This is a genomic window from Halobacteriovoraceae bacterium, from assembly GCA_020635115.1.
Lineage (GTDB): Bacteria > Bdellovibrionota > Bacteriovoracia > Bacteriovoracales > Bacteriovoracaceae > JACKAK01.
On the sequence record JACKAK010000004.1, the window covers coordinates 391,737 to 405,396 of the forward strand.

The 13,660-nt window shown below is 31.0% G+C and carries 14 protein-coding genes; 7 read left to right on the plus strand and 7 right to left on the minus strand.

Going from position 1 to position 13,660, the window contains the following annotated elements:
• Positions 1 to 225 precede the first annotated feature (225 nt).
• The 3 genes from H6622_08510 (at position 226) to H6622_08520 (ending at position 3,396) form a co-directional block, all read left to right on the plus strand.
• Positions 226 to 882 carry a hypothetical protein gene (locus tag H6622_08510; GenBank protein ID MCB9061548.1) on the plus strand — a complete coding sequence of 219 codons (657 nt, stop codon included), beginning with the start codon at positions 226 to 228 and terminating at the stop codon, positions 880 to 882.
• A gap of 408 nt (positions 883 to 1,290) precedes the next feature.
• A complete protein-coding gene (locus tag H6622_08515) occupies positions 1,291 to 2,760 on the plus strand; it encodes a hypothetical protein (protein ID MCB9061549.1) in 1,470 nt (489 codons plus the stop codon).
• 72 nt (positions 2,761 to 2,832) lie between these two features.
• Positions 2,833 to 3,396, plus strand: a complete 564-nt coding sequence (locus H6622_08520) for a manganese efflux pump (protein MCB9061550.1) — start codon at positions 2,833 to 2,835, stop codon at positions 3,394 to 3,396.
• Here the strand turns inward: H6622_08520 and H6622_08525 are convergent.
• The 6 genes from H6622_08525 to H6622_08550 all read right to left on the minus strand — a co-directional run bounded on the left by H6622_08525 (position 3,359) and on the right by H6622_08550 (position 9,613).
• Positions 3,359 to 4,189 (minus strand): hypothetical protein, encoded by an 831-nt coding sequence (locus H6622_08525; protein ID MCB9061551.1) that lies wholly within the window; start codon positions 4,187 to 4,189, stop codon positions 3,359 to 3,361. The genes H6622_08520 and H6622_08525 overlap by 38 nt on opposite strands.
• Complete coding sequence (locus tag H6622_08530; GenBank protein ID MCB9061552.1) at positions 4,183 to 4,914, minus strand: SDR family oxidoreductase; 732 nt, start codon at positions 4,912 to 4,914, stop codon at positions 4,183 to 4,185. Before H6622_08530 ends, H6622_08525 begins: the two co-directional genes overlap by 7 nt.
• Positions 4,901 to 6,046, minus strand: coding sequence for an MFS transporter (locus H6622_08535; GenBank protein ID MCB9061553.1), 1,146 nt, complete (start codon positions 6,044 to 6,046; stop codon positions 4,901 to 4,903). Before H6622_08535 ends, H6622_08530 begins: the two co-directional genes overlap by 14 nt.
• Positions 6,047 to 6,060: 14 nt before the next feature.
• Positions 6,061 to 7,485: an SPASM domain-containing protein gene (locus tag H6622_08540; GenBank protein ID MCB9061554.1), complete on the minus strand. Its 1,425-nt coding sequence runs from the start codon at positions 7,483 to 7,485 to the stop codon at positions 6,061 to 6,063.
• Between the two features lie 326 nt (positions 7,486 to 7,811).
• Complete coding sequence (locus H6622_08545) at positions 7,812 to 8,447, minus strand: hypothetical protein (GenBank protein MCB9061555.1); 636 nt, start codon at positions 8,445 to 8,447, stop codon at positions 7,812 to 7,814.
• Positions 8,448 to 8,677: 230 nt separating this feature from the next.
• The gene (locus H6622_08550; GenBank protein ID MCB9061556.1) at positions 8,678 to 9,613 is read right to left on the minus strand and encodes a hypothetical protein; all 936 of its coding nucleotides are present in this window, start codon (positions 9,611 to 9,613) and stop codon (positions 8,678 to 8,680) included.
• Positions 9,614 to 9,737: 124 nt separating this feature from the next.
• Between H6622_08550 and H6622_08555 the strand changes: the two genes are divergently transcribed.
• On the plus strand, positions 9,738 to 10,364 hold the full coding sequence (locus H6622_08555; GenBank protein MCB9061557.1) for a hypothetical protein: 627 nt from the start codon (positions 9,738 to 9,740) through the stop codon (positions 10,362 to 10,364).
• Between the two features lie 28 nt (positions 10,365 to 10,392).
• On the opposite strand, the gene H6622_08560 is transcribed toward H6622_08555, so the two are convergent.
• Positions 10,393 to 11,568 (minus strand): hypothetical protein, encoded by a 1,176-nt coding sequence (locus tag H6622_08560; protein MCB9061558.1) that lies wholly within the window; start codon positions 11,566 to 11,568, stop codon positions 10,393 to 10,395.
• A gap of 315 nt (positions 11,569 to 11,883) precedes the next feature.
• Between H6622_08560 and trxA the strand changes: the two genes are divergently transcribed.
• The 3 genes from trxA to H6622_08575 all read left to right on the plus strand — a co-directional run bounded on the left by trxA (position 11,884) and on the right by H6622_08575 (position 13,452).
• Complete coding sequence (gene trxA / locus H6622_08565; GenBank protein MCB9061559.1) at positions 11,884 to 12,309, plus strand: thioredoxin; 426 nt, start codon at positions 11,884 to 11,886, stop codon at positions 12,307 to 12,309.
• A gap of 91 nt (positions 12,310 to 12,400) precedes the next feature.
• On the plus strand, positions 12,401 to 12,931 hold the full coding sequence (locus H6622_08570; GenBank protein MCB9061560.1) for a YeeE/YedE family protein: 531 nt from the start codon (positions 12,401 to 12,403) through the stop codon (positions 12,929 to 12,931).
• A complete protein-coding gene (locus tag H6622_08575) occupies positions 12,931 to 13,452 on the plus strand; it encodes a YeeE/YedE family protein (protein MCB9061561.1) in 522 nt (173 codons plus the stop codon). Before H6622_08570 ends, H6622_08575 begins: the two co-directional genes overlap by 1 nt.
• The last annotated feature ends 208 nt before the right edge of the window (positions 13,453 to 13,660 follow it).

A 13,660-nucleotide genomic window follows, 5' to 3' on the forward strand; every position in this document is an offset into this window, starting at 1 on the left:
AAGTAGAGCTTTTTTTTTCATGAAATTATTTTTGATGTTGTTTTGTCTGGGTTTCAGCAGTAGATTAAAAAACTATTCAAACTTGTCCATATGCCTTGTTAACTATTTAAAATACTTCTTAAAATAAGCCAACAATTGATAATCATCAGAATTTAAAAGAAAACATCATTATGCTTGATTGCAGATTTTATAAGTATTAAACTCAGAATATTGAAAGGAGTCTTTATGTTTATAGGTCATTTTGCTGTTGGATTGGGAGCTAAGAAGCTGCAACCAAAAATAAATCTTGCGATCTTGTTTATTGCTTGTCAATTTCTTGATCTCATCTGGCCTTCTCTTGTACTTCTTGGTGTGGAGATTGTAAAAGTTGATCATCATGCTACGGTGGTAACCCCTTTTGATTTTATTCATTATCCCTATTCTCATAGTCTAATTATGACTGCTATATACTCAATATTTTTTGCAATTATTGTTGGTTGGTATATGAAAGATAGGCTTTCTGGAATTATCTCTGGTACTGTCGTTATGTCACATTGGATTCTAGATTTTATTACTCATAGACCTGATTTACCAATTGGTTTCTCAGGTGAAAAATATGGCCTAGGACTTTGGAATAATTTGTTTTTTGCGTTTATTTTAGAATCGGCCCTATTTATTGCTTCAGTTCTTTTATATAATAGTATGAAAGATTTTTCACGTAATCAGAAAATTTCGTTTTGGATTATGGTTTGCCTTCTTTACATATCTTATTTTGCAAATGTTTTTGGACCTAAACCACCAGTTGATTTACCAGCTTCTATGATTGCAGGTCCAGCACTTTTTATGTGGATATTTGTCATTTGGGCCTATTTTATTGATCGCGAAATTGTTAGAAACAATTAAATGTTACAAAATCATTCGAAATTATGTACAGCAAACAAGATTATATATAATGCAGTTCAAGAGGATAATTATTCAATTAAAATAGATATAAATTGATGAAATATTTCCGATTTTGTTAAGAAAGCTAATAGCCATGTTTTTATCCGAAATTATATAATAGAGTCTTGATTTTAATGGCATTCTGAGGAATTTTTGTTAACCATAAACTGATGAGTTAGAAAGATTAACTTTTTTACAACGTATTTTTGAGTATTCACTATTGTAAGCAGAGTTTTTTGACTACAGAACCTAAGAAATGAAAGCAAAATCAGACAAAATAAATTTTTTTTTGAAAAAATGTAAATCATTTATGGACGTTTCTTTTTTTTAAACATATATGTCCCTTCAGCTTTGTACCGGGAGAATACATTGAAATACAAAGTCTTAACTCAATTATTCAGTTTTATTCTATTATTTTATTCCTTCACAAGCACAGCAAATGATACCAAAAGGGCCGTTTTGGGAAATATTAGCGCTTGTGAACAAGTCTTCACTAAGGAAGTTATTCTAGTTGTTGAGCCCTTTTCATCCGGTATTCGTTATCCCAATGCTTTAAGGAAAATGGGATATGATGTCATTCCAGTTTTAAATTCAGAGGATGTACTACCCTTATTCAAAAAGTCGATTTTAGACAATCTTGACGCCTTTCAGGATTTTTACATTTTAAATGGTAACTTCAATGGCCTTTTGCAAAAAATCGGTGACAGAAAAGTCGCCGGAGTCATTTGGGCTTCAGAATCATCTGTTATTAGCGGTAATTCTATTGCGAGACGACTCGGACTTCCTTCAAATTCTGAAAAGACCATGGAGATTTTAAGAAACAAGTACAAGTTTGGACAAAAACTAAGAGAAAGTGGACTCTCATCAGTTGAGGAAATTGCCACTAATGATGTTGAAGAGGCCATCGCTTTTTTTAAGGAAAGAGGAATCAAAGGCCCTATTATTATGAAAGACTTACAAGGGGCCGCGAGTTTTGGATTTAACAAAGCTGAAGACTTTGACCATTTAAGACAAATTTTTGCAGAGAATGTTGGTCGAAAAGACATTTTTGGCAATGAGAATTCACAATTCCTTTTTCAAGAATTTTTAGACGGAACAGAATATGTCATTAATGGAACAACACGGACTGATGAAAAAGGTGTAAGAAGGACTATTTTTTCTAGTCATTGGCGATATACAAAGACCAAAATTGGAACTTCTCTTGTCTACAGAAGAGATGCTCTTGAAGACTTTGATCTAGAGATTTATAGAGATGTTTTACGTCCACATGTTTTAGATGCTCTGGATGCAGTTGGTTACAATAATGGGCCATTTCATTTTGAAGTTATGGTTAGTAACGATGGTGTTCCAAAAATTATCGATCCAAATGCTCGAATCATGGGGGCGGATAAACCAAAAATGTCCCAACCAGTTTTTGAAAATAACATGAGCGAATTAGAGTGGGACATATTAAGGGTAACATTTCCACAAGAATTTGATGAAATTGCTGACAAATTTAATGGATATAAACTTAAAGAGCACCTCTATTTTGTCACTTTCAACGTGTTTAGAGATAATGAACATTTCAGTGAAGAAGCTTTCAATAAAGTAAAGTCTTTGCCTTCTTTTAGAGAGGTCTCAAAACTTCACTATAAAGATGGGCAATTATCAAAAAAATCGTCCGATCTTACAAATGTAGCTGCTGAATTTACTCTAATTAATAAAGATATTGATCAACTTAATAGAGATTACGAACGAGCTTTAGAAATTGAACAAGAGATTTTTGTTTCAAATAAAACAAATATAAAGAAGTTAATTCAGAAGTTAAAAGAAAAATATTTCCCTTCCACAGAAAAATAAGCATTATCTAAATAAGGTGAGTATTCATTCTAGTTGTTTTTAAAATCATTTAGATTTGATAGTAAGGAAATCATGTCAAATATATTTGAAATTCTCATCATTGGACTTGTTCTGAGTGCAGACTCTTTTTCTGCGGCCTTAGCGATGGGCGCGAGAGAACATAAGGCAAAAGATTCAATTAAATTTGCATTTACTTCTGGAGGGGCCGAGGCATTGGTCGCTTTCCTGGGGGCAATTGCTGGATTAAAGGTTGTTTCTGAGTTCAAGTCTTTTGGGCATTGGATTTCATTTTGTTTGTTATCAGTTGTTGCAATACACTTGGCCTATGAAGGGATTCAGGAATATAGGGGAAGAGCACAAGAAGAATATAAAAAAGAATTTCATAACTATTTCAAAATTCTAATTGTCTCATTTGCTACAAGTTTAGATGCATTTGCAGTTGGAGTTGGCCTTGGTTTAACTGGGAAACCTATCGCACCATATGTTATTTCCATCGGACTTTGGGCATTTATTTCAACAATCATTGGCATGAATATTGCCAAGGTCGTCTCTAAAAAGCTAGGTTCTTTCTTTACTTTGGTAGGCTCAATCGTCTTATTTATGTTGGCCTTAAACTTTTTATTTCAGGGAATATGAAAGCTGAAAAATACTCAATTAAAAAATGACAAATGTAAGTGTTTGAAGTTTTTTGTACTTCAGGAATATAATTCTCACTAAGATATAAAGTTCTTTGTGCTACATTCATATTCTCAGTCAATATTTCAGAATATAGTCTTTGCGCTAAGACAATATCTTTTTGGTTTTTCCATTCAAATAAAGGGATTTCTAGAGTTCTTGTCCTGATGTTTTTATTTTCCAAATATATCCCTGCAGAGTTACCTCTAGAACAAAATATTTGTTCTATTTTTTCCTTTTGAAAATAAGAGTAGGTGTAGTCATCAATTTTTCTAGTGAAGTGATAATCGGGTAAAGGTATTTTTGAAGAATATTTTTTTAATATTAGAAAAATTTGTTCATTTTTAGAATTTGCATATTCATAAAATGAAGAATTGAAAGGATCATTATGTAACATTACAAAATCCGTAACATTATTATCTTGTAGTAGCTCTACAATTTCTTTAGACCTAGAATTATGCCCATAGTTGAATTCGACTTGCTCACTTATTGGAAAGACACAAAATTGTTTAAGAAAATCATATAACGAGTATTCTTGTTTATACTGATGAACTTTAGGACAGGGTTCTATATTTTTTATTAATAAAATTGCACGATTCGTATTCTGTTGAATTGTAGAGATAACATCGAAAATTAATGATCCTAAAGGCTCACAAGCGTGGGGTTGAATTCCAATTGCCAGACAATTTTTTCCTGGATTTTTCAGTTCATAATCTAATTCCCCTTGCTTTCCCCAAGAAAAAGAAGTTACCAAATGCTATACCCTCCATCTATTTTGAGAACTTGACCCGTCATATGATTTGAAAGTTCACTGGATAAGTATAAAATAGCGCCATCAATTGAATCCAATTTTCCGATTGATCCAGTTGGCATAAATCTTTTTGAAAAATCTTGACCTGGATTGGATCTAAAGTATTCTTCATTTTTAGGATTTTCAATATAACCAGGAGCAACAACATTTGCTTGAATATTTGAAGAACAAAATTGTAGAGCAACTGATTTTGTAAAAGCTATTATTGCCGCCTTTGAAGCACAGTAAGCACTTAGAGTTGGAAGAGGATTATCAGCTAGAATAGAAGAAAAATTAATAACTTTTCCTTTTTTTCTTTTGGCCATTTCTGGTAGAAATCCTTGGCAAAAAATGGCAGTAGTTTCAAAATTAAGTTTATAGAGACTATAAAAGTCCTCTCTAGTTGTGTCTTCTAAAGTTTTTGAAAATCCCATACCAACATTATTGATTAAGACATCAGTAGTACTTGCATATTTTTTTATTATATTTTCTTGAAATGTTGCATCAGTTAAATCACCAACTATATATTCATCTATTAGCTTTTCTTCAAAAAGAATGTTTAGCTTATTTTCATTTCGATCAGATCCGACTATGTAGGCACCTTGCTTTTTTAATTTTGATATGAATGATCGAGCAAGTATTCCCGCTGCCCCTGTTATGAAAAAATGTTTATTTTCAAGCTGAAACATTTTTGATTCCTTTTGCATTTTTTGAGAAACGCATAAATAGAACGCTTAGGATTAAATTAAACGTTAATATGGCCATTAATATATTTATTCCAAAAGTATCAACAAGCGCTCCCCAAAATGGGCCAATAATTGCAAGACCTAAGGTAAAAAGTGTTGTCACGACACTCATTGCAGTACTTTCCCCAAGATCACCTAAAATGAGAACCATTTCGTTCTTAAATTTAGGCATAAGTACAGTCTGAGACCATTTAAGTAAAACAACAGCAAGAGCAAGAATAAAATAAAATTTGCTATATAAACCCAATATACCTGCTAATGAAATGATATAAGGAAAAAAGAATTTAGATTCGTATTTTCTTAAAATATATCCAACTATTGAGGCAATGAGACCCGTAATAGCAAAAAATGGACCGATTTGATAATCACTAAAACCATTAATTTTGAGAATCAAGGGAATAAGATAAAGTAAAGAAGAGAACACGTTACCAATAAAAAAAATGCTTAGACTAAATCCTATTTTCTTTTGACATTGAACGAGACCATTTTTAATCATGATATATTTTTTTAATAAGGATGTATTTCCATGTTTAGTTTGAGTTTTTATATTTGGAAGAAATAAAATTAATAAAACTGATAAAAAGTGAATTATTCCAGTTGCTAAGAAGACATATGAAACCTGATAGCTAGCAATCAAACCAGAAAAAAAGAAAACTAATGCTTCAAAAAAGAGAAGGGATCTGAGGTATTTTGATTCTAAAAATTCAAATTTAGATTCGTGGTTTTGATCTTTTAGCATTAGGTATATCATGGCCGAGTCAGCACCTCTTGAAATGCAAAGAGCAAAAGCAAAGAGAATCTGTACCATTGTGAAAAAAATTGGCGTTGGAAATAAAAAAATTAAAAAAGACGCAAGCGATTGAGAAAAAGCACCTAAAAACAATGCATTTTTAGGTCCAATTTTATCTGCAAAATGGCCCATAGGAACATCAAAGAAGACTATTAAGATTGCAAAAAGCGACTCGATTAACATTATTTCTTTAATATCTAACCCAATTTTTTGAGCAAAGATAACTACGTAAGGAGTAAAAAAGAATAGGTTGAGAAGGGTTCTTGAAATTGTTAAAGTTTTCATTTTGTTATTAAATCCTAAGCTAAATATTTAAAAGCATTTGGTTTTTCATGATTTAACCATATTAGCTCTTTGTAGATTCTTTTAAAATAACTACAGAATTCAGACTCTTTATCCAATCTTTTAAAATGTGCATATGATTTCTGTACGCATCCACCATGGCAAAATTGTTTCCAAGTGCATTTAGAGCATTCTTCAATTTCTTCAACATTTCTGGAGGTAATTTTTTGATTCAAAGTAGAGTTATTTAAACATTCTTCAATGGTGTCAGTGTTCAGGTCTCCAATCGAGAATACTTCATGTCCTATCATTTCTTCACAAGGATAAATTTTACCATTTACGTCAAATGAAATCATATTAGATCCCGCTCCACAAGGACTTTTCATACACATATATTCTCTTTTGTATGATGTTATGGAATTTATTTCACCAAGCATTAAATTTGGGAGTCCGGCCAGTTCAGGGTTTTTCTCTTTATTGTCTACAATATAATTTATAAGTTTTAAATAACCATCTAGAAAATCATTTCCATTCAACCAAAGGGAATTATTTGCGAGGGGAGATTTAAACATAGGAAGATACCTAATCGTTTTTAAACCGTGTTGACTCATACTTAAGTGCATATCAATCATATGGTCTATGTTTCCTTTGTGAACAACACATACTGCACCCGGTGAAATTCCAATTGATTGTAGTTTTCTTATACCTGCTAAAACTTTTTTATACGATCCAAATCCTTTCAAATTGTGTCTGAATTTATTGTGTGTTTCTTCTGTTCCGTCGAGTGAAACCCTTACACTAAACTTAAAATCTGCAAGAAACTTAACGATTTCATCATTTAATGAAAACGCATTAGTTTGAATTGAAAAATTACAAAATTTTCCTTTTAGTTGATAAATTTCTTTTGCATAGAGGACTACTTCTTTAATTTCCTTGAAGGCCATTGTGGGTTCTCCTCCATGAAACTCAAACGTCGTAAAATTTGTTCTGAAATCACTAAATTCTCTGACGGCCTTTTTCATTAATTCAACTGAAAGTTTTTTCTTTGTTACTCCTTGGTCAATTGTATAACAATATTGACAGGCCAAATTACAATAATTGTGGAGATGAAAAACACACAGAACAGGTTTAGTATTCTTGTCTTTATCAGGGATAATGTATTCAATATTATTTTTTTGACTTGAAGATCCTGTTGCAATTTGTTTATTGTTAATTGAAATTACACTGGATTTAAATAGTTTCTGAAGAATTTGTTTGTTTGTAATATCACTTATATTGTATTCTTTTTTATTTTTAAGATTTTTAACTAATTCAATTGATTCCTGGTCTTCAAGAATAATGTTACCGGACGTCTCAGGATCAACCACTAGAAGACAATTATTTTTGAAGTCAAAATGCGTCTTTGGGTTCATTTGAATTTTATCATCAATATTAAATTTCATTGATTTCCTTTTGACTAAATTGGCCTGTTAGTTAAACAGGCCATCCATTCAGATTAGGTTGCTGCCCAAAGAGAAGCAACTGTTTCACCTGCTGTTTCTTCTTCTACATTGATTACCAAATCAACTACATTTTCTTGATCATCAGGTTTAATTTCTAGATTTGACATCATAAACTCCAATATAAAAAAGAGCGTGATTGCTCTTTTAATGAATTGAATTCTATGTTTTCAATGTTGATATTGGAACAAATCTTGGCAAATAATTCATTTTTGAAATATTTGTGATTAAAGGCCACGGAGTAAATAAAAATAATTTTTATAATCTATTTAAATATTTGAGTTGCCAGTATTATCTTTGTATTGGCCTGTTTTGATAAACCACTGACAAAAATCGAAAAGATTTCCACCAATTTCATATAGAACTTTTAGTCCAATAGCAAATTTTAAGAAAAATAAGTCATTACTTCTTTCATAAATTTGTATGGAGTGCTCATGTAAATTTTCAATTGATTGTACATTAGAAAATAAGTCAGGAGAATGCTTTTCAATATTGCTTAGAAAAAGTTTATTATCCATTCCACTCAAAATACCTGCTTCGAAATTTATTAAAAAAGCTACTTTTTGTTTTTCTTGTTCTGATGAAATAGAAAACATAAAATTATGAGTATTCAAAATGCCATTTATAGATTCATCACTGTAAGCACCGTACAATTCTATATTCAGAAAAATCAATTTTAAAATCTCTGCTTCTCTGAAGGAAAATTGTTCAAAATATTTTAAGCAAATTTCTCTAACTTCATCATAATTACTTGAGCTTATTTTAGGAATATTGAAATTTTTGAAAGTTTTCAAATATTTTTTATGCTCTGATATTCGTTCCATTGCATTCTTGAATGCGATTCCTGCAGATATGGAAAGTTGAAGCAATTTTATGACAAATTCAAATTCATCTCTAAGATTCATAATAACTCCTAAATGATATATAAGTTATCTGAATATTAGACTTGTGTATATCATAAAAAAGCAATCAGAATAGTATTACAAAACTTCAGTCACTTTCTTATTTTTCTTGAAGGTATATTAAAATAAGTAAATTTATGATCGCGTATGCTAGATAAGATGTAATAATTTACAATAACTAATATTTTTATCCGTGTCAGATACACAGGTTACAATTTTAAAATTATTGTTAATCAAATTTTTCCTAGAGCTAAAAATTCTTTTCGGTGATAGGGGAGTTGTAAAAAATCAATTTCAGTGCAGCCTATTTTCTTCAATAAAGATCTATATAATTCTAAATCTTCAAGCATTGATGCATTCGTTGTCTTAATCGTAATAAATACCCATTTCAATTTTTTAAGATATTTTGATATTCTTATACATTCTTTTAACACAAATTTAGGATTTAAATTCATGTCTGAAATTAAGATTTCAATGTTGTTATTGCTGTCTTGTTTATATTCTTGAACAGATAAATTAAAAAAATGAAAGTCTTTGTTTTCTAAAATTTGGGCATTCATTTTTCCAGGATCGACTCCGAAAACCTTGAATCTATTTTCTAATAGATACTGGGATATTCCTCCTGGCACACAACCAAGTTCTAAAACTTCAGATGGCCGAATTTTTCCCACAAGAGAAAAGGCATCGGCCGCTTTATAATAGGCCCTAGAAATAAGGTCATCTCGAAATACATGAAATGATCTGTTTATCGGTGATTTCCATTTGTCTAAAAGCCTTTTTCCTACAAAAATTTCATCAAATTGCGTTCTTATAAAATCAAATTGGATATTAGAGTTAGGGTTCCGTTTTTTATCGTTTGCATACCACGGCGATAGTGTTTGTAATTCATCTAATTGAAAGAAATTTATATGAAATTCTTCACCAATACTTTCTATCATTTCATTCAGTTCTGATAATTTGATTCTTTTGAGCGTTTCACCATATGTCGTAGCATAGATAATTTCTTTTCTTGCCAATTCATCAATTGGAAATTGTTCGCCAAAATTTTTAAAAGTACAAAAACCTTTTCTTGAATATGAAAAGTTCCAATTGGGATATTTAATGGCCAGTTCACTTTTTAAAAATGATTCATTTCCTGGAATCGTTAAAAAATACAAATATTGATTCATATTTAAACCTGTTCAATGTATAAAGTTTAAAACTATTTATGGAGAACTAACTCAATATGAGTCAAAAATCATATGTTTTTTTCTTAATGAGTAGTTTAATCTATTTATATGTTTAAATTTATATATGGAACTAAATAAAATTCATGACTCAATAGATTTATGGAAAAAAGGTCGCCTTGAATCGTCAGATTTGGCAGTGCACTTTTTTACGACGTACCACTCGTTAAAATATCCAAACAAAAAACTTCAAGATCTCATCAAAAATAATGAATATGAAACTGCCTTAAAGAATATAGTTTTCAAAAAAGTTAAAGAGAAGGCATTTCACTCATTGCTCAAATGGAATTCCAATAAGTGGAGCTTTAAGCTACTGGAGTATATACCACATCCCTATGAAGTCCTAAATTTTCAATGCAATGGAATTAGACCAGTTAGTCTTATTTCTCAGGTCAAACTCCTCCCCATCTTGCATAAAAAGGATTGTTTAGAATTCTTTTTACACGATTTGGAACATGGATACATGTTTTTTCATAATAGTGAACTTAAAAATATGCAGATTGATTTTTTTAAAAATATTGCTAAATCTTTAGAAAGCAATCTATGGGATGATTATCTTAAAGATAAGGTCTTTAAAGAAAAATTTTATTATCTTATTAGTGACATGAATACACACAAAGAACATTACCGCTTTTACCTCAAAGCTATTATTGAAAAAAATGATTTTGATCGATTTGAATTTCTTTTTGAGTAATATATTTTTATTCGATAAATGCTAACAACTAATTTATTATATAAGAGTATCTATTTGAATTCTTTTCAATTAAATCAATGAGTCCGTTTTTTGTGGCATCTATTAGAAATCTTTTTGTTACAATAAAAGTGTAACTATTTTGTGGCGTTTCAATGATGATTTTACCATAAACTTTGTCTCCTTCCATTCCAAGAATACTGATAAAAAAACAATCTTCTGACAGATTTTTCAATGTTGTTTTTATAGATGTTCCATAAACTGCAAAAGAGTTATCCAATTCCTTGTCTTTAAATACTTCAGAAACTGTTTCTTTGCTCTGCGTCTCAGGAACACTATTATCAGTAACATCATTTAATCTTTTAATCTCTTTTTGATGAATTTCTAAGTCTTTAAGAAGAGTATTTGTATTTTTCGACATTGCTTTTATTATTTGGGATATATCACAGGGAAAGTCTTTGAGATCAAAAAGATCATCAATTAAATAGGTACATTTACTTTTATTTGAAATGAATTCATCTACTAAATTTAAATTCTTGTCATTAATAATATCTTCAATTTCATTTGAATTTATTTTATCGCCCTCTAAACTATCGTATAGATTTCTATTCTCAGAGGATATTGAAACTTCGTCATTGATCGATGCATACAATTTCTCCCTCAAGTTATCCAAACCCTCAAAAAAGCTGCTTCCATCATCACAGTAAAACTTTTCTTTGATCGCCAGAAAGTCTGTTTCAGCAATATCAATATTGCTTAACTTGTTTTTCAAATAAAATTCTTTTGGAAAATCAAATTGATCGACTCCTTGAGTATCTTCTCTATTAATAGTATTTTCAACTTCCATTTTCTTTTGTTTCAGTATTTCACAAGCATCTTTAATAATTTCATCTTGCTTTGAACTTAAAAATGTTTGTAGAACGATATTGCTGTCGTGTTTAAGATAGAGATTTCTTAATATGCGATTGCGAGTATACTCATCTGGTGATTTGTTCTTTGCATAGTCATAAAGCCATTCAATATCAGCATACGATAGGGTTTCTAATTTTTTGAGCCTAATTTCTATTTGATCTGCATCAATTGCTTTATTGGATTGAAAAAAATCATTTTTATTATTTTCTATTACAGATGAATGAGGTAATGAACTAACTTCAGTCAGATTCGCAAAAGCTTTAAAAATATAGAGTATAAAAAATATAAATTTCATCTGTTTACGCATCGGAAACTTATTGAAAAGATACAACTTTAAAATGATATTTAAAGTTATTTTCCAATTTGATGACTATAACCAAGCAAAACACATTGTTTTTTAATATGATTGCTCATTACAGAAAATGTCTAAAATTACAAAAATAATAATTCTGATTGAGTAAACAATATCAGATTCTATGATGTTGTGAGGTCATCTTATCTTAATATGCTACCAAAATACTAGAGAAGATAGAGCATTGACATTTTTAGAAATGATGCCACTTTAAGATTAGGTTTTTTAGAATCCCAGATTCATAAATTGGAGCTTTATATGGAAAAAACGATGACTGTCTGTTCAAATTGTTCAAGTTTAAACAATGTCGATACAAACAAGGCATTAGAAAAAAGTGCAACTTGCGGAAAATGTGGATCTGACTTAAAAATGCACTCGTTAGTCTCTGAGGTAAACGGTCAAGATTTGCAACGTATTCTAGACAATGCAAAAAAACCAGTCATCGTTGACTTTTGGGCCAGCTGGTGTGGCCCTTGCAAAATGTATGGCCCAGAGTTTGAAAAAGCTTCGATTTTAAACAAGCAAGCAATATTTTTGAAAGTTAATACAGAAGAAAACCAGAGACTTAGTCAGGAGTTAGGAATTAGAGGAATACCTGCTACAATAGTTTTTAAAAATGGTAAAGAATATCGCAGACAGGCCGGTGCACTTGAGGCATCGATGATTGGTAAACTGATTAAGTGAAAATTTTTAATTGAAATTTAGTTTCAACATTTAACCTTGCAATTATTTATTATTCACTTAGCATAGATATATATTTACTAAGGAGTAAAAAATGTTCAAAAAGGAAAGTTGGAACCCTTATCTCGCTGGAGCTTTGGCCGGTGTCGTTCTTGTCCTTTCTGTCTTAATATCTCACCACTTTTATGGGGCCTCGACAACTTTTCCAAGAGTAGGATCAACAATTGGTAAAATTTTTGGGCTTGATATCAATCAATTTGAATATTTCACTACGAAAGAAGGAAAATATGGGCCCAATAAACTACCTGATTGGCAGTTACTTTTTCATTTTGGTATCTTCTTTGGCGCCTTGATTGCAACTTTTTTGGCCCGCAATTTTAAAATTATTCACGTCCCGTCCAAATGGTCTGAAATCTATGGTGATTCGAAGTGGAAGAGAGCGTTGGGTGCATTTGTCGGAGGGATCATTTTAATCATCGGTGCTCGAATGGCCGGAGGATGTCCAAGTGGACATGGTCTTAGCGGTGTGGCCCAATTAGCGCTCAGTGGAATCGTTGCATTACCGTGCTTCTTTATAGGAGCAGTTTTTACATCTTCAATTATACTTAAAAAAAGAGGTCTGTAATGAACCTAATTTATGGATTTATCACTGGAATATTTTTTGGTTTTTTACTTTCTAAAGGTCAAGTTCTTAAATATGATCGGCAAATTGCTGCGATGCAATTTAAAGATATGACTATATTTAAATTTATGCTCTCTTCTATAGCTGTCTCTATGGTAGGGCTGTATTTATTTAGCGATCTAGGATTTATCACACTCAATATCAAAGGTTTTTCTTGGGGGGCGCAAGTTGTCGGAGGTCTTGTTTTTGGTATTGGATGGGGGATACTAGGTTATTGTCCAGGTACAGCAACAGGTGCCCTCGCAGAGGGACGAGTAGATGCTCTTTGGGGTATGGGCGGAATGATCACTGGTGGATTAATGTATGGATTTATCTATCCTTTAGTTAAACCCATTCTACATTTAGGAAAAGCAGGCAAATTAACTCTCTCTGATGCACTTGGACTAAATCATTGGATAGTTATTGTCTTTGCATTAGCTTTTATCGGTGGAGTTTTTTGGTTCTTTGAAAAGAAAAAAATATAGTCTCTATCTCTATTTAATTGAAGATATACGTACCTAAAAATTTATTTATTAGTTGTAATTATTCGAAAATATTTATAGCTGTTCTAATCAATTTTTCTATATAGGTTAATTATTTTATAGTTCATACATCTGCGTTGACCAGTTGGGAGCTGCCTGCACTAGTTGTGAGTAGTTCACATTTACAAGAATAAAAAGATAAGATAAATCA